This is a genomic window from Paenibacillus marchantiophytorum (genome assembly GCF_014640555.1).
Classification (GTDB): domain Bacteria; phylum Bacillota; class Bacilli; order Paenibacillales; family NBRC-103111; genus Paenibacillus_E; species Paenibacillus_E marchantiophytorum.
This window is the reverse complement of record NZ_BMHE01000059.1, coordinates 1-17,005: the sequence shown is the minus strand read 5'-3', so window position 1 is coordinate 17,005 and position 17,005 is coordinate 1. Positions and strand designations below refer to the sequence as shown.

Below are 17,005 nucleotides of genomic sequence, written 5' to 3'. Positions count from 1 at the left end.
GTCTGTTATCGCGTCCTTTTTGAAAGCGTTTTCTAAACGAGAGGTGGCCTACCTATGTCTAAAAACTTTGTAGCTGTTTGGAAGAAAAGGCTGCTGGTGTTGTCTTTGAGAAGCAAAATTGTGGGAGCTTTCGTCATCGTTTCTTTGCTTGTGGCTGCGACCAGCGGCATGTCGTATACCTATTTGAACAAAGTGGACAGCTCCTATGCCAAGCTGTTAGGCGACAATGTCTCCATTCTGCGCATTGTTTCGGAAATTAAAGAAAAAACACAAATGCAGAACAGCATGCTGTTCGGGTATGTGCTGGATCCGACCAAGGAGAAGGAGCAGCGTTTAACGGATATGAATGCAGCGCTTGCTGCTGTCATTGCCCAGATGGGGGAGTTATCCCCTAACGAAGATGAGCAGAGCGCTATTCAGTCTATCATGGATTCCAATATGACGTTTGCACGTCTTGTGAAGAAAGTAACAGAGTATGCGAACAAAGGCAATGTTACCTTGGCTAAGGCGGAAGCGACGCAGTGGGCCATCCCTACGACAGAAACCTTAACGCAGGCTGCTGCGAAAATTGAAGACCTCGAAAAGTTGACCCAAGAGGATGCTTCTGCACGTAATCACGATGTGGTCAAATCGACGGTGCAAACGCTGATTTGGGTTAGCTTGGGGGCATTCCTATTTGCTTTGGCCATGGGTCTTGTATTGTCGCGCATGATCGTGACCCCCATGCGTTCCATGGTGCGAGCGGCTGAGCGAATCGCTGCCTGCGACTTAACCGTTAGCGATATTCAAGTGAAGAATCGTGATGAATTGAGAGATCTGGCTAACGCTTTTAACCAAATGAAAGCTAATTTGCATCGCTTAATTAGTCAAGTAGGCGGCAGTGCTCAGCAAGTTGCCACAGCTTCGGCAGCTTTGAGCAGCAACTCTGAGCATGTCAGCGAGTCCTCTGAGCGAATTACAAATACGGTCCAGCATATTTCGATCGGTACGGATGAGCAAGTAAGGAGCGTTCATTTGGCTGTTGCCATCATGGAAGAAATGTCGGCAGCTGTGAGTCAGATTGCCGGTGTTACGCAGTCCGCGAACCAACAGTCTTCTCTCGCCCAACAGGAGGCAGGGGCAGGCAATGCTGCTGTTGAGACAGCGATAGCTCAGATGCATGCCATCCATCAGAAGATGGAAGAACTGGCCGAATCGGTGCAAAGACTCGGCCAGCGCTCTGAACAAATCGTTCATGCGAACAGCATGATCGCTAATATTGCGCGACAAACGAATATGCTCGCGCTTAATGCTTCTATTGAAGCGGCTCGTGCTGGCGCTGCCGGCAAAGGTTTCGCGGTTGTGGCCGACGAAGTCCGCAAGCTGTCTATGCAGACGGGAGCGGCGGCTGAAGATGTGGCAGCTCTGGTGACCAGCATTCAGGAGGAGACCAGACGTGTTGTTGGCTCTACCGAGGCGGGAACCCGCGAGGTAGAGACCGGGCTTGAGGTTGTCGGCGTGGCGCAGATGACATTCAAGCGCATTCGTGTGGCGATGGACGAGCTCGCCAGACAGATCACGGAAGTCGCCGGCAGCTCGGCGTCGATCTCGGAGAAGACACGCGCAGCCGTGGATGTGATCCGGGCGATTGACGAAGTCGCCGGGCAAACGGCTTCGGGAGCGCGTGTGGTTTCCTCCAACATCGAGGGGCAATACGCGAGCATGGAGGAGATTGTTTCGTCGGCCACGGTGCTGAACAGCATGGCGGCGGACTTGCAGACGCTGATTGGCCGCTTCCGTGTGTGATTGATGTGATCTGTGGGTCAGAGCAGTTGAGCAGCCAGAGTGTATTCCAGGTAGGGACGTGATGCTTGTGAGTGCCATATTCAGGATAAAAGGGAACTACAGTACGTTATATGCTCCAAGAATGTCTCTTTCTATGCTCAAGGGGAACTAGGATACGCTATATCAGTAGTTTGCTCGATTTGAAGCATGGATTTGAATAGATAGCGTACCATAGTTCCTTTTGTGGTGGGTTTAGACGGGTTTTGGCACAAATAAAGGATTGTAGTTCCCTCCCTTTAGCAGTTGGTTTGATGATAGAAAAGGACCTAAGGCAGCAGCCTCAGGTCCTTTTCTGTTTTCCTAATCGCGTACTTCTACGATAAGCTCAATTTCGACTGGTGTATGAAAGGGCAGATCGCTTGTCCCGATCGCGGAACGAGCGTGTTTGCCTTGTTCGCCGAACACAGCGACGAGCAAATCGGATGCGCCGTTGATGACGTAAGGCTGATCGCCGAAACCAGGTGCGCTGTTCACGAAGCCGAGCATTTTCACGATTTTCACAACACGGTCAAGGTCGCCCAGGTACCCTTTCATAACCGCCAAGCAGTTGATGATCGTTTGACGAGCTGCAGCTTGGCCTTGCTCGATCGTAACTTCGCGGCCGACTTTACCTTCAAACATCAGATCGCCATTGATGCGGCAGTCTTGGCCGGACAAATAGATCAGATTGCCTGTTTGATTGCAAGGAATATACGTGAAACGCGGTTCTGGGGATGGGGGAAGCGTGATGCCTAGTTCTAATAAGCGTTGTTCGATTTGGGACATGGTAGTAACCTCCGGATTAGTTAGTAGATTTGGATAAATGATTAATGACGGCAGCAGTGCTGCGCTCGGATGAATATCCCTTCGCGTGCATGGGTATGCTCACCGTTAGACAAGGTAAGTTTTCCATTCACCACAACGTGCGGGATACCATCTGGATAAAGTCTAGGTTCCTCGAACGTAGCATGATCTTGAATGGTATCTGGGTTAAAAACAGTGACATCGGCGATGTAGCCCGGGACAATGAGTCCGCGTTTCCCTAGCTTAAAGCGCTGCACAGGGAAGGAAGTCACTTTGCGTACGGCTTGCTCTAAGGTAAGGACACGGTGCTCGCGCACAAATTTGGCGAAGACGCGCGGGAACGTTCCGTATAACCGCGGATGCGGTTTACCTGTATCACAAGTAAGACTATCCGAAGCGATGAGTGATTTGTCGTAGGCAACGACTTGCTTCACATCATCATCGGACATGTGGAAGTAGACAATGGAGATTCGGCCTTCTTCTTCCAACAGCAGATCCATCATGCAATCCGCTGGATGCTGACCGCGCATTTCGCTGATTTCGGCGATGTGCTTGCCTTCGAGATGACGGTTTTTCTCTGTATGCATAGCGGACAAGAATACACTTTGCCAGCCTGTGGAGCAAATGAGATTGTCCCAAGTGACTTGTTCATGACTTAGCTCCTCACGGATAACGCTGCGTATCTTAGGACTGCGCAGCAAATCGAGTACTTTCTCGATACCGCCTTCCAGTACCCATGGAGGTAGAATGGTTGTCAAACTTGTAGATCCGGCATTGTAGGGGTATACGTCACAGGTCACATCCATGCCGCGCGCTCTGGCGTCTTCAATAAGTTCCAGGGCATCGACAATTTGTCCCCAATTACGTTTGCCCGCTGCTTTAAGATGGCTGATATGCAGCGAAACGCCGGCTTTCTCAGCAATCCAGATGACCTCTTGAACGGATGGCAGCAAATTATTGCCCTCTCCGCGAATATGTGTGGAGAAGAGACCGTTATAGGCTGGCAGCACCGAACATAGCTCAGCGATTTCTTCTTTGCTCGTGTAGCTGCCAGGAGCGTATAGAAGTCCGATCGACAATCCGATCGCCCCGGCCTTTAAGCCCTCTTCCAGGATTTGCTTCATCTGCGCAACTTCTAGTGTGGTCGCCGGACGATTGGCAAAGCCCATCACGGCAATGCGCAGGGCACCGTGGGCTACATAGGTAGCCATGTGCTCGGAAGGGCGGGAGTCGGCAACAGCATCCATGTATTGTCCGACTGTTTCCCATGGCCAAGCCCATTTGGTTTGGCCGATGACAGGCTGAATATAGCTTTGCAGCAGCTCAGCTTGGGCAGGGACGAAGGGCGCCGGTGCCAAGCCGCAGTTGCCAACGACTTCGGTTGTGACGCCTTGGCGCATCTTGATTTCGCTGTGCGGATAATCGAAAATCATTAAATCGGAATGACAATGCCCATCAATAAAGCCAGGGGCAATCACTTGGTGCTGCACATCGATGACTTGTGCGGCTTCCTCATGAATTTGGCCAACAGCTACAATTGTTTGGCCTTGAATGGCGACATCGCCGGCAAACCAAGGATTGCCTGTGCCATCGACAATCCGGCCATTTTTCAAGATAAGATCCAACATAATAGCTACACCTCCTGATTGATTACTCTAGCATTCCCCGAGCAAGCACTGGCACACGTTCATAGGTATGACCGCGTTGTATAACAACTTGATTGTGCAGGTTAACGGTGCTGCAAATATGATTAGGGATGATGCGCAGCTTATCGCCGACTTGCAAGAGGGCTGTTTGCGCCAGCGGTCCCAGTTCAATCATGCCGTGTTCTTCCGATAAGCGAACGAGATACGCGTCTTCAAGGTTCATAATATGGCCAAAACCGCGAAGCTGAAGGGGTTCTGTACCTGGCTGCACATCGGTAGCGAATGTTTTGCTGCCGCCGTCCACGATGATAAGATCAGCGGAGGGGCGGCTGACGATCGTGACGAGCACACTGCCTGCGCAATCTGCGATATCGCAGACGCCAAGGCGGGCTTGCATCCGGTCGTGGAACACGTAGGTGCCCGGGCGGACTTCGGTCACGCCTTCTACGGCAGCTGCGGAGATGGCTGTCGGTGTAGAGCCGACGCTAACATCGACGATGGCAATGCCCTCGGCACGAAGACGCTCGGCCAACTGCACCATCAGCGTGCCTTCTTCCAGGCCGGCCGCCGCTACGTCAAGCGTAGCCTTGCCAGCATGGAACGAGCCGCGGAACGTGTAGATGCCGGTTAGCCGCAAGTGCGGCATACGGGCGATTTGCGCCGCAAGCGCAGAGGCCTGCTCATAGAGCACGCCGGTTCTGCGAAAGCCGGTGTCGATTTCTAAACGAACCTGCAGCGAATGGCCGTGCACAGCAGCGATCTGCTCCAGCTGCTGTGCGCCTGCCAAGCTGTCGACGCCGATAATCAGCTCGATTTGCTCGCTTAGGCGGACCGCTCTTTCAATTTTGCTAGGCGTCACGATCGGGTAGGCGACGAAAATATTGTTAATGCCACTCGCTGCCATAACCTCAGCTTCAGAAATCTTGGCAACCGTGATGCCGACAGCGCCTGCTTCTATTTGTTGACGTGCAATTGCTGGCATCTTATGGGTTTTGGCATGCGGACGTAGTTTCACTTGATGCTGCTTAATGGCATCAGCCATCACTTGGATGTTGCGATCGACAAGCGCGGAATCAATGATTACGCACGGTGTTTCCAAGGTTTCCAGTGTTTCGTTGGCTTTTAAGGTTTCTGTCATCACGCTTCACTCTCTTTCGCGGCGCTTTTGCCTTCTTCTAAATGGCTATAAAGGGTATACTTTGAAATATTCAGATAGGCGCAAATCTTCTCTCCGCCTTTTTTGATCAGGAATGCGCCTTTGGCATCCAGCAACTGAATCATACGCATTTTGTCTTCTTTGGTCATCACAGCTACAGGCTTGCCGACTTGCTCTTGAGCCTCTTGTATAAGGGCATCCAGCAAATCGCTGACGCTCGTGACGAAGGATTCCTTTACTTCCGTTTGCTGCCCTGGATTAATGAGCGTTTGCAAAGTTCTGTCTGCAATCATAAGCTCGGTAATATCAAAGTTAATGCATAGCGAACCGATGATGTGTCCTGCCTTATTTTTCATATACATCGAACTTGAACGCAGGATGCGTCCGTCCTTCGTCTGTGTTAAATAGTTGTATTTGTTGCCGTTCACATGATTGCCACGCAGCAGTTCAAGTCCCAGGTTCGTACCGGGGTCTCCGACCTTGCGTCCTGTAATGTGACCGTTCGCAATGGCGACGATGGAACTTTCGTAAGATCCGGTCAAATCATGGAGCACGACTTCGCAGTTATCTCCGAATTGAGCGGCAAGCCCTGTCACCAGATCGGTTAAAAAGCCAAATTCATCTTGAATGGATTCCACCCGTTATCCCCCTTGAAAGGTTATTCTGAGCAAAATAGTAACACAAACACGATGAATGTCAAACAAAAAGTTTGTTCAACTAAAAAAAAGTATGATTTTTAGTTTGGGCTCTGGTACTATGTAAAAAAAGATGTTGGAATTGTAAAGGAGAGATCCCCCGTGAAACGCTGGTTTGCCAAATCACTGAAACGTAAGCTGTCTTTGCTCATTTTATTCGCAGTGGTGCTCCCGCTGCTTTCTATGGGGATTGTTTCCTATCAAATCGCAACATCCGTGACTGAGGATAAAGCGAAGCAAGCGGGGATGAACACCCTGAAGCAGATGACGGATAAACTCGACTTCGTCATTCAAGACGTGGAGAACACGTCGATCTTTTTGATTGGGCAAAAGGATATCCAAACCTATTTGAACAGCAAAGAAGGCGATGTTAACAGCTACTCACAAATCGTCGGAACTCTATGGAATCTATCGTATTCCAAGAAATACATTCTCAATATTACGATTACGCCAAGCAATAGCAATCCTGTACTTTTTACAACAACCATTACCAACTCCGGCTTACAGCCGCTTCTGCAGCAATATGAATCCGTATACAAATCAGCAACGAAGTGGTGGTCACCGCTTTATGAGATTCAGACGTCGGACGGTCCTAAGAAAGTGATCTCCCTAGTTAGACCGATTCGTGATGTCAGCACGTTTAAGACGTTGGGTACACTTACCGTTTCGCTGGATCAGGCTGAAATTGAGCGTTATTTGACCGATTCCGGCTGGGAAAGCAGTGGTTTCGTGCTTCTGCTGGATCAGTATAGCCGCATTATTTCGGGTGGCGATCCCAGTTGGTTGGCCCATACCTTTGCCGAGATTTATCCGAATTTGGGGAAACTGGAGCAGACAAGCGGTGTGCTGAATGTGGAGAACATGGAGCAGCCGCATACGGTATTGTACAATCAGATTCCTCGATTAGGCTGGACGTTGATTGGTTTCATTCCTACTGAGATTTACCAGAAACAGAATGGGTATGTGTTGACTGTAACGGCCGTTACAATCGTAATTGCACTGCTGCTGGCAATGGGGCTGGTCCTGTATTTCTTGCAATGGGTGACCAAGCCTTTGACCAAATTGACCAAATATCTGAAGGATTTGAACCCGGAAGAGACGATACCCACCTATGAGGTGAAAAGTGTCGACGAAGTCGGGCTGCTTGTTCACAGCTATAACAAGCTTAGTGAGCGGATCAGCAGGCTGAAGGACCAGGTGCAGCTGAACGAAGCGATGAAAAAAGAGGCGGATATATTGGCGCTGCAAGCTCAAATTAATCCGCACTTTCTCTATAACACGCTTTCCTCGATTCATTGGATTGCCCTGATGAACAAGGATCGTCAGATCGCGGATATGGTAGGTGCGTTGAGTGATTTCTTGCGGTTCAGTTTGAATAAAGGCGAAGAGTTTTGCTCGGTGCAACAGGAGATTTCACATGCCCAAAACTATGCGTATATCCAGGCGATCCGCTTTCCGGATCAATTCGAAATTGAATTCTTTATGGATCCAGGTATGGTCCAAAACTCGATGTTAAAGCTGCTCCTCCAGCCTTTGATTGAGAATAGTCTGATCCACGGCATTCAGAAGAAAAAAGCGAAGGGTCATATCTATGTGCACGGCGAGCTGCGCGACAATCAAATGAAATTCGTTGTGGAAGACACGGGAATCGGGATGGAAGAAGCGAAACTTCGTGACATTCAAGGACAAATCATGCAGGCAAATCATCAATTGGGTGTGCGAAATGTAACGTTCAAAGATGTAAAGATCGCCGTTACGAGCTATGGGCTCATTAATGTTCACCGGAGATTGTTATTGCATTATGGCGCAGGCTCGGGGCTTGTGGTTGAGAGCACGATTGGTGTCGGGACGACGATTTCATTTTCAATTCCTCTGGAGAAGGGAGAGATAGAGCAATGAGAATCTTGATTGTGGATGACGAGGTTATTATTCGAACTGGACTCTGTACGGTAATTGACTGGAAGGAGCTTGGGCTTGAACTGCTTCCAGCCGCTTCATCGGCGGAGGAGGCTCTGGAGCGTATCCCCGTGGAGAAGCCGCATATTGTCTTAACGGACATTCGGATGTCCGGTATGGACGGTATCGAGCTTGCTCGCCAGGTGAAGCTGCTGCTGCCGGATACGGAAATCGTGATTCTGACGGGTTACGATGATTTTAGCTATGCCCAACAAGCTCTGCGCGAAGGCGTAACCGATTACTTGTTGAAGACGAGTCGCCCGGAGGAAATTATTAAGGCTGCGCTAAAGTGCAAGCAGAACATTATGGATAAATGGGAGTCAGTGAAGCAAGATATGCTTCAACAGGCTGCGCTCCGCACTCAGCTGCTAGACCGGGTTCTAAACCGCGGCTTGCAGGAGGATGAACATGCACTGGACCAACTGATGGTTTGGTTTCGCAAGTATGGGGTAGACGTGTATCCGGATTCCGGGCTGCCTGCTCCTATGCAGGTGCTTCTTCTTTACGTTTCCGGATGGGGAGAATCGCCGATTACGGAGCTGCTGCAAGGCGCGGCGGAGAATATTCTCTTCGAGCTGATCCCTTGCGTAACCCTGATGAACAAGGATCATTTGCTCCTTGTTGTTCGCCATGAAGCCGGATTCACCGATCAAGCCGGGTTGACGAAAGCGCTAAAACGGGTCACGGATACGCTCAAATGCTCCGCATTCGCAGCGCTGGGCACGGTAGCGCCGGATTTCAACGGACTTCGGGAATCGTACCGTACGGCGAAGGAGGTTTTTGCTTATCAAGGGCTGATCGGGACGAAGGGCTTGTTTACGCTTGAAGATATTCGTGAGCGCAGCGGAGGCCGTACGGTTTGTACGGAGAAGGAAGAGGCAGAGCTTACGGCAATCTTAATGAGCGACAATGCAACAGAGCTGCGGCACTGGGTAAATCAGAAGGTGCGTGCTTTGATGGAAGATACGGCTGCAACGCCGCTTTCGGTTCAAGGCTATTTACAGTCCATGATGATTGCAGGGCATCGCTGGCTGGAACGCGCCTGTTCGGCTCAGAATGGGACAGCTTCACTAAGCACGCTGCCTGTCTATGAGGGAGAAGGGCGTCCCGAAGATGAAGTCTTCAAGGTGCTTTCTGCGGTGATGACGCGTTTCCATCAAGGCTTGGATCAAAACCGGTATGCCTATGTCTACAAATCCATTGCCTATATACGGGATAATCTGCATCAGCCGATATCGCTTCAACAGGTGGCTGGTTTTGTCCACGTCAATCCCAATCATTTCAGCGAGGTCTTCAAGCGGGAGACAGGTTGTACGTATATTGAATTCGTCACCCAGGAGAGGATGAAACGCGCCATAGATATCCTTCAGGGGACACAAACCAAGGTGAGCGATATTGCCAGAAGAGTCGGCTATGAGGATATCAAATACTTTACGCAGCAGTTTAAAAAGTATACCGGAAGAACGCCCTCCGAGTTTCGGCAAGGGAATAAAGACTGAATAATGTCCCCCTTCGTGCCGAAGTCTCTCCCGTACCGCCTCCTGAAATTGTCCCCTATACTAAAGGTGTAGCGAGAGAGATTGAATCGAAAAGAAGCTAGTTTTCTACGAAAACCTTTAGGGAGGTCCGAACACATGAGAAAGTCATTAATCGTTACACTCGTAACTACAGTGTCAGTCGCTTTGTTGGCTGGTTGTGGTTCAACAGGAACAACAGGCGGGACGAAAGAGAGCACGGCTCCTAAAACAACAGATGCCGGAAAACCGGCGGAGAAAGTAAAATTATCCATTTGGCACAACTATACGGGCGAAGATTTACGCGCCAAAACCATGCGTGAATACATGGAGAAATTCAAGAAAGATCATCCTAATGTCGAGTTGGATATCCAAGGGATTCCGCCCGATGGTTACCGCCCACGTCTGAAAACGGTTGCTGCGGCTAACGAAATGCCGGATTTATTCGTCATGTGGCCGGGCGTTATGACCAAAGAATTCGTTGCCGGCGACTTGATTCAGCCAATAAATGAATTACTCGACAGCAAAGCCGATTGGAAAAACGGTTTTATGCCAGGGTCCTTCGATGACTTCACCATCTCTGGCAAAACGTACAGCGCGCCAATGGCGTTATCACCAACTTCCATTCTTTATTACAACAAAGAAATCTTCAATAAATATAGCGTTCAACCTCCAAAAACATGGGACGATCTCATGAAACTGGTGGATACGTTCAAAAAGAACAACGTAACGCCAATCGCGCTTGGTAACAAGGCTGCATGGGTTGCACAGTCCAGTATCCTCAGCTCGCTGGCTGACCGTGTGACAGGCACAGATTGGTTCTTGAAAGCTGTTGATCAAAATGGCGCGAAATTCACGGATCCTGAATTCGTTCAATCCTTGACGTACCTTCAACAACTTGGTAAAGCAGGAGCGTTCCAAGAAGGCTTCAACAGCATCGACAACACGCAGATGGAACAAATGTTCGCGCAAGGTAAAGCGGCTATGATGATCGATGGCGGATGGGCGCTGCCGAACTTGGCTGCCAATACTTCCAAAGAAGCTTTGGCGAATATGGCTGTAACGGTTCTGCCATCTGTGCCTAACGGTAAAGGTGATCCAAATTCCCTTTCCGGTGTTGTAGGAACAGGACTTGGGATGAGCAAGAAAGTAAGCGGCGCACAGAAAGCAGCAGCTTACGAATTGATTTATGCACTGTCTGGCCCTCAAGCACAAAAAGCAATTCTAGAAAGCAATCAGCTCGTGAGCTACAAAGTAGACTTGGACACTTCCAAAGTATCCTCATTGTTCGCAGATGTTTATAAAATGATGAGTACCGTTAAGAAAACTCCGGTTTATGATGGAAGACTTACTTCCGCTAGTGCCGATGTCGTGAATAATGGTTTGCAAGAGCTCCTTATGGGCGGCAAGCCAGAGGATATTGCTAAGAAAATTCAAGACGCGCAAGCTAAAGCCGTCGGTAAATAAGGTACGGCACCAGGACTCCAGCCAAAGCCCGGCTGGAGCCTTTTTTCAAAAAAGATGAGAAGGAGGGAAGTCATGACTGCATCTGCAAGAATCAGAGGATTCATTACCATAGGGCTCCTTCCGGCCTTAGTCATTTATTTGTTTTTTGTAATTGTGCCAATTTTCTGGTCGGCCTACTATGGCTTTTTTGACTGGAAAGGGATCGGAGCCGCTAAATTTATCGGATTTGACAACTATGTCGAAGTCATCAAGGATCCAATTTTCTGGAAATCTTTCAAAAACAACATGCTCATCGTGGCAGCTTCCGTTTTTGGTCAGGTTCCCATTGCCATGATTCTAGCGCTTCTTCTGATGCGCAGCACTTTTTTTCAACGTGTAATTCGTGCTTCTGTTTTTATGCCCATGGTGTTATCCTCGGTTGTTGTCGGGATTATCTGGGGCTATATCTACCACCCGCAAATCGGTATTTTGAACTTCATGCTTGATGGGATTGGACTTGACAGTTGGAAAAAAGCTTGGCTCTCGGATCCGAAAGTATCGATGTTCGCACTGATGGTGCCGATCATCTGGAATTATATTGGTCCTTACATGATTATGTTCATTGCGGCTTTACAAAATATTTCACCTGAAATCGAAGACGCTGCACAGCTCGATGGCGTAGGTCCGGTTCGCAAATTGTTTGCCGTCACACTGCCCATGATCTGGGATACCGTCAAAGTAGCCGTTGTGCTGTGTATTTCCGGAAGCTTGAAAGCATTCGATCTCATCTATGTGATGACGGGCGGTGGACCTGCGCATTCCACGGAACTATTAGCTTCATATATGTACAACAGCACGTTCAACGTTTACCGTTTCGGTTTTGGCAGCGCGATTTCTACGGCTATCATCATTCTTAGCTTGATTTTGATTGTCGGCAGTCAATACCTGATGAAAAAGGATTATCGATAGAAAGAAAATGCTCTAGGGAGGGACATCTATGGCGCAGGTTGTATCGACGCAGACGGGATTTCCCGCTGGAGGCAAGAAGCGAAAGGCATGGATACAAGGACTTGTCAACGCAGGTCTATCCTTGTACGCGCTTGTCACCATTTATCCATTGATTTGGTTGTTTATCAGTGCGTTTAAGTCGAATGAAGAGTTTTATTCGCGGCCTTTTTTACTGCCGACCGTGTGGAAATGGGACAATGTGGTTCGCGCATGGAAAGTATCGGGGATGGGGCTTTCACTTATGAATTCAACCATCGTTACGGTAGCTTCCTTGCTGCTCACGTTAGTCATTGGCGCACTAGCTGCTTTTGTATTATCGCGGTTTACGTTCAAATTAAAACCATTTTTCATGGGCTTATTTCTATTAGGCATGCTAATTCCTATTCACAGCACCCTAGTTCCTTTATTCATTATTATGAAAAAAGTAGGTCTGCTGAATACGTACGGAGCACTTATTCTCCCTTATGTGGCTTTTGAGCTGCCGCTTGCTATTTTCGTCATCGCCGCTTACTTAATTACGATTCCCAAAGAGATTGAAGAAGCCGCGTTAATCGACGGAACAGGTTATTGGGGAATTTTCTTCCGCATGATGCTTCCGCTTAGTATGCCGGCGCTATCCACGGTCGCAATTCTAGGGTTTCTACGGTTCTGGAACGACTTTGCCTTTGCGCTTGTCTTTATCAGCAAGCCTGCGCTCAAGACGGTTCCGCTGAGCTTATCCGCTTTTGCGACCGGGTATATGACGGATTATGAATTAACGATGGCTGCTTTAGCGATTGCTGTATTGCCAACGATTATCGTCTTCTTACTGTTCCAGGAACAGATTATGAAGGGCATGACGGCTGGCGCAGTAAAAGGATAAGAGTCAGATAGAAGTGCGAGAAAGGCCACCATGAGACTGCTTCCACAGAGTCATAGGGTGGCTTTTTGCTCTGTCTTCTTCTACAATCATAATAAGAAATCTACAAGGTGGCGATTCGTCCATGAATGCGAAGATAGAACTCATCTTTACCGATCAAGGGGACATTCGAAGCGGGATTCCTCATGAGAGTGAAGAGATATATGTGGGGCGAAATGGTCAAAAAGTGGAGCGCATAAGGGTTCATTTGGAAAATCATACGGATAGTTTTATCTATAAGCGCCTAACCAATTTCCCCAGTTTAGGAAAGGAAATGTGGGTGCAAGATTATATCATCCCTTTGATCCCGAGTGTGCGCGTTCCAAGAATCCTCCTAGAGGCAAGAACGAATGAACCAGAAAACTACTGGATGATTATTGAGGACATGGGGCCTCTGAAGCATGGCTTTGAAACAGAGGTGCTGAAGCGTACGGCTTCATTGATACCTGCATGGCATTTGCTGTCCAAGGAACTGCTTGTCGGTGAGTTTACAGGACACACACCCGAAGCAGCCGCTGTCCAGGCTTATTTACGGACCAAAGATCAGCAAGTTCGCAGCATACTCGCTTCTCCAGAGTTTAAGCCTACGGTTGTGGACTTCTTTTACCGGGAAATCGTGCATCATCATTGGGGGGAAGAGACTGTCGTTTCTCATGGTGACTTGAATCCGTTGAACATCGCCATGGCTAATTCCGGCTTGGTTATTATTGATTGGGAGTATATACATGTGAATAGTGTATACTGGGATTTATTTTGCCTGTTGGATATTACAAGTCCCTTCTATAGAAGGCCGATGTCAAATCTTAGAGACAGACTCCCCATTTTAATGACTTACGCTGCAGAGCGCGGCAAATTGCAAACAGATGTAAAGGATTCATTCATCTACGATTATCATAGATATTGTGCACTTTACTCCGTCTGGGTTCTTATATTAATCGAATTCGATTTGGAACAAGACAAATTTGAACGCTCCTTATTGCTTAACCAGCGAGCCGAAACGTTCGAGATTATAATCAGTGTCGTAGACTACCTCATGAAAAACGCCGATTTGTGTTAGTTTGCTAGAATTCCACTGCGAACAGATCAGAGCGGCTTTTTTATTTTCAAGTTGCAGCAAAAAGCAGGATAACCATAAAATTTGCAGAAATTAGAAGGTTATCACAATTTTGCTATAATATCTTGGAAAAGGTGACGATAATGAAATTCTCGGAAAGAATGCGCTCGATCGCTTTTCTGATGATCATCATTGGTTGTTGTTTTAGTTCTTCTTCTGTGCATGCATCCAGTCAGGATAGCGCTAATTCGATCAAAGAATGGAGCCTGCTGTGGGGGATGGAGAAGGATGGATGGAAGGAGATATCCGAAGTTCCCGACTCCAAATGGATGAAAATCTCCGATTATAGAGCAAGCCCAGCGAAGCCTTCAACCATTTCGACCGCTTGGGTCAGAGTGGATCTGCCGCTTGATCTTCCGGACCAATCCAGTATATCAATCAACGAAATTTATGCGCAGCAGGTCGGCGTATACTTAGGGGATCAACTGGTCCATGAGAGGCACTATCGGTTTACGTTCGATGTACAGCGAATTCTCATCCCGATCAATCATGGAGATGCAGGCAAAAATGTTTATATTAAATTAGAAACAAGTCTTGATCGTTTGGGAATCAATTCACCAATCAAGCTTGGTAACCATACGGAGTTAATGCGGCCCTTCGTCGTACATGATTTAGCCAGCATCATTATCGGCTGTTCCTTTATCTGTATCGCTCTGATCATGCTCATTTGTTCCATGTATCTCAAAAGGAATCAGATTGCCAGTTGGCTTTCATTAAGTATTATTTTTATTACAATGGGTATTATTTTTATTACGAACGCACCGTTTACCTATGTCTATTTTGGGGATTACGGCGCAATGTATTCGAATATGTTCGACCTCTCGCTTGCGATCTTCCTACCCACGCTAAGCTACTATTTCGAAAAAGTTTTTGAAAATGGACAGCTGGTTGTCATTCGCAATTTTAGAAGATTCCAAGTCATCTATTCTATTTTCTACCTAGTATTTATGGTGGATAATCAAATTAATGACTACAAGTTTAATAAAGCTTATTATTTCATGACCTCTACCGTCTTAGGTTACATCATGATCACTCAATTCGTTCTTCTGGTTAGCTTTTCAGTTCTTTATGCGAAGAGGGGCAATAAGGATGCCGTTATCTTTTCCAAAGGCTTTGCCTTTTTTGCCTTATTAGGAACGATCGATCTCGTTTGGTACTATTTCAGTTCGCAAATACATCAACTTTTCCTATGGAAGTGGGGGATTGTAGGGTTTAATTTTGCGCTCATTGTTATTTTGGGAAGAAGATTCGCTGCCCATCAAGATTTATTAATGAATTACTCCAAAGAGCTTGAGTTCTATAATCAGCATTTGCAAGCATCAGAGAAAATGGAGGTGATTAGTTCCCTCACAGCCTCTGTCGCGCATGAAATTAGAAATCCGCTGCAAGTTACACGGGGATTCCTGCAGCTCGTATCCGAAGATTCCAATGAGAAGAATAAGAAGTTTGTCGAAATCGCCATTGGCGAGTTAGATCGGGCTGCCGAAATTATTACCGATTTCTTAACCTTTGCCAAACCCCAGCTTGACGAGGTGACCGAGTTAAACATATCCAAAGAATTGAAGCAAATCGAAGGCATTATCGTGCCCTTGGCAACTTCCCATGGCGGGACGGTTTTTCTTAATATTCCTAATGATCTCTATATCTGCGGGAATTCATCCAAATTAAAACAAGCGTTAATTAATATCATTAAAAATAGCATTGAGGCTTTTCAAAAGGATGGCCAGATTCATATTCAGGCTCACGAACACAACAACAATGTTGTGATACAAATCAAAGACAACGGGGCAGGCATTGAACCTGCACAATTAGCCAAGCTGGGGGAGCCTTATTTCTCCACGAAAACAAAAGGAACCGGCCTCGGGCTAATGGTGACCTTCCGACTGATAGAAGCCATGAAAGGAACAATCGAATTCAGCAGTCAAAAGCATGTGGGGACGGAGGTCATGATTCGTTTCCCGGCTGTCAGTCAGAGACCAACTGAATAAAAAAAGAGGCTGTCCCAAGTCAATGTAATGACTTAAGGGCAGCCTCTTTCATTATGAACAGATAGGAATTACCACTGCGCGTCTGAACCGTTTGGAGTAACCAACATTTTTGCAGGATTTGTAGGAATGACAAGGACGAATTCGTTCTCAGTCTCTTCTACCGCTTTGAGTCCTACATGATCAGGAATCACGATGCCGAATGCTTCTTTAAGAGCAGCTTTGGGATTTGAAAGAAGCTGTTCCTTGAAAGAAGGGTCTTCCCAAGCCTTTTGAACAATTTTCGTTGTTAAAATTTCCGTTGACATCTTGATCACTCCTACTAGGTTATTTGTCTTACAAGATGAGAATACCATATTTTAACAGTAAAAATCTAGTAAAATTTTACTGTTTGGAAAATCATAGGGTCCTATAGTTTACTCGATAGATTTTGTCGGTTTTAAGCGGCTCATCTCTTAAGCGAGGGATGCGGTTTTTCTAGCTAGTCAGACATATGGATGAGACGTTCCTCTGAAATTGTCCAATAGATTGCTTTGAAAGAAGTGGTTAAGCCATAGGATGTACAAAGGTTTCAATTGATTGCGGACTTTAAGGCTGAAAAACAGCGCTAAGAAGTGGCATCCTGCTGAAAGTGCCGCCGTAACGCTGTTTTTCACTCTTACAGCAAGGTGATTGGAGGAAATGAGAGGATCATGCGGACTTAAGGCTGAAAAACAGCGCTAAGAAGTAGCATCCTGCTGAAAGTGCCGCCGTAACGCTGTTTTTCACTCTTACAGCAAAGTGATTGGAGAAAACGAGAGGATCATGCGGACTTAAGGCTGAAAAACAGCGCTAAGAAGTGGCATTCTGCTGAAAGTGCCGCCGTAACGCTGTTTTTCACTCTTACAGCAAGGTGATTGGAGGAAATGAGAGGATCATGCGGACTTAAGGCTGAAAAACAGCACTAAGAAGTGGCATCCTGCTGAAAGTGCCGCCGTAAC

General features: G+C 47.4%; 13 protein-coding genes. 8 read left to right on the top strand and 5 right to left on the bottom strand.

Annotation, left to right across the window (positions count from 1 at the left end; all coding sequences use genetic code 11):
* The first annotated feature begins 54 nt into the window (after nt 1–54).
* Nucleotides 55–1,785, top strand: coding sequence for a methyl-accepting chemotaxis protein (locus tag IEY34_RS31705; RefSeq protein WP_189019607.1), 1,731 nt, complete (start codon nt 55–57; stop codon nt 1,783–1,785).
* A gap of 339 nt (nt 1,786–2,124) precedes the next feature.
* Here IEY34_RS31705 and IEY34_RS31700 read toward each other — a convergent pair whose 3' ends face one another.
* The 4 genes from IEY34_RS31700 to IEY34_RS31685 are packed head-to-tail and all read right to left on the bottom strand — an operon-like array spanning nt 2,125 to nt 6,047.
* Nucleotides 2,125–2,589, bottom strand: a complete 465-nt coding sequence (locus IEY34_RS31700; RefSeq protein WP_189019605.1) for a RidA family protein — start codon at nt 2,587–2,589, stop codon at nt 2,125–2,127.
* Between the two features lie 41 nt (nt 2,590–2,630).
* Nucleotides 2,631–4,235, bottom strand: coding sequence for an N-acyl-D-amino-acid deacylase family protein (locus tag IEY34_RS31695; RefSeq protein WP_189019603.1), 1,605 nt, complete (start codon nt 4,233–4,235; stop codon nt 2,631–2,633).
* Between the two features lie 22 nt (nt 4,236–4,257).
* A complete protein-coding gene (locus tag IEY34_RS31690) occupies nt 4,258–5,391 on the bottom strand; it encodes an alanine racemase (protein ID WP_189019602.1) in 1,134 nt (377 codons plus the stop codon).
* Nucleotides 5,391–6,047 (bottom strand): helix-turn-helix transcriptional regulator, encoded by a 657-nt coding sequence (locus IEY34_RS31685; protein WP_173226928.1) that lies wholly within the window; start codon nt 6,045–6,047, stop codon nt 5,391–5,393. Before IEY34_RS31685 ends, IEY34_RS31690 begins: the two co-directional genes overlap by 1 nt.
* A gap of 159 nt (nt 6,048–6,206) precedes the next feature.
* On the opposite strand from IEY34_RS31685, the gene IEY34_RS31680 reads away from it, so the two are divergent.
* The 7 genes from IEY34_RS31680 (at nt 6,207) to IEY34_RS31650 (ending at nt 16,028) form a co-directional block, all read left to right on the top strand.
* A complete protein-coding gene (locus IEY34_RS31680) occupies nt 6,207–8,003 on the top strand; it encodes a sensor histidine kinase (protein WP_189019600.1) in 1,797 nt (598 codons plus the stop codon).
* Entirely contained in the window at nt 8,000–9,559 is a 1,560-nt protein-coding gene (locus IEY34_RS31675) for a response regulator (RefSeq protein ID WP_189019598.1), read from the top strand. Before IEY34_RS31680 ends, IEY34_RS31675 begins: the two co-directional genes overlap by 4 nt.
* 135 nt (nt 9,560–9,694) lie before the next feature.
* Nucleotides 9,695–11,041 (top strand): extracellular solute-binding protein, encoded by a 1,347-nt coding sequence (locus tag IEY34_RS31670; protein ID WP_189019596.1) that lies wholly within the window; start codon nt 9,695–9,697, stop codon nt 11,039–11,041.
* A 72-nt stretch (nt 11,042–11,113) separates the two neighbouring features.
* Nucleotides 11,114–11,989 carry a carbohydrate ABC transporter permease gene (locus tag IEY34_RS31665; RefSeq protein WP_189019594.1) on the top strand — a complete coding sequence of 292 codons (876 nt, stop codon included), beginning with the start codon at nt 11,114–11,116 and terminating at the stop codon, nt 11,987–11,989.
* 28 nt (nt 11,990–12,017) lie between these two features.
* Nucleotides 12,018–12,890: a carbohydrate ABC transporter permease gene (locus IEY34_RS31660; protein ID WP_189019592.1), complete on the top strand. Its 873-nt coding sequence runs from the start codon at nt 12,018–12,020 to the stop codon at nt 12,888–12,890.
* Between the two features lie 121 nt (nt 12,891–13,011).
* Nucleotides 13,012–13,983 (top strand): phosphotransferase, encoded by a 972-nt coding sequence (locus IEY34_RS31655; protein ID WP_189019590.1) that lies wholly within the window; start codon nt 13,012–13,014, stop codon nt 13,981–13,983.
* Between the two features lie 140 nt (nt 13,984–14,123).
* Nucleotides 14,124–16,028, top strand: a complete 1,905-nt coding sequence (locus tag IEY34_RS31650; RefSeq protein ID WP_189019587.1) for a sensor histidine kinase — start codon at nt 14,124–14,126, stop codon at nt 16,026–16,028.
* Nucleotides 16,029–16,096: 68 nt separating this feature from the next.
* Here IEY34_RS31650 and IEY34_RS31645 read toward each other — a convergent pair whose 3' ends face one another.
* The gene (locus IEY34_RS31645; protein ID WP_229757933.1) at nt 16,097–16,333 is read right to left on the bottom strand and encodes an NHLP leader peptide family RiPP precursor; all 237 of its coding nucleotides are present in this window, start codon (nt 16,331–16,333) and stop codon (nt 16,097–16,099) included.
* Between the last annotated feature and the right edge of the window lie 672 nt (nt 16,334–17,005).

Coding starts and splice junctions, on each gene's coding strand:
- IEY34_RS31705 (WP_189019607.1), top strand. CDS start 55: ATGTCTAAAAACTTTGTAGCTGTTTGGAAGAAAAGGCTGCTGGTGTTG.
- IEY34_RS31700 (WP_189019605.1), bottom strand. CDS start 2,589: ATGTCCCAAATCGAACAACGCTTATTAGAACTAGGCATCACGCTTCCC.
- IEY34_RS31695 (WP_189019603.1), bottom strand. CDS start 4,235: ATGTTGGATCTTATCTTGAAAAATGGCCGGATTGTCGATGGCACAGGC.
- IEY34_RS31690 (WP_189019602.1), bottom strand. CDS start 5,391: ATGACAGAAACCTTAAAAGCCAACGAAACACTGGAAACCTTGGAAACA.
- IEY34_RS31675 (WP_189019598.1), top strand. CDS start 8,000: ATGAGAATCTTGATTGTGGATGACGAGGTTATTATTCGAACTGGACTC.
- IEY34_RS31670 (WP_189019596.1), top strand. CDS start 9,695: ATGAGAAAGTCATTAATCGTTACACTCGTAACTACAGTGTCAGTCGCT.
- IEY34_RS31665 (WP_189019594.1), top strand. CDS start 11,114: ATGACTGCATCTGCAAGAATCAGAGGATTCATTACCATAGGGCTCCTT.
- IEY34_RS31660 (WP_189019592.1), top strand. CDS start 12,018: ATGGCGCAGGTTGTATCGACGCAGACGGGATTTCCCGCTGGAGGCAAG.
- IEY34_RS31655 (WP_189019590.1), top strand. CDS start 13,012: ATGAATGCGAAGATAGAACTCATCTTTACCGATCAAGGGGACATTCGA.
- IEY34_RS31650 (WP_189019587.1), top strand. CDS start 14,124: ATGAAATTCTCGGAAAGAATGCGCTCGATCGCTTTTCTGATGATCATC.
- IEY34_RS31645 (WP_229757933.1), bottom strand. CDS start 16,333: ATGTCAACGGAAATTTTAACAACGAAAATTGTTCAAAAGGCTTGGGAA.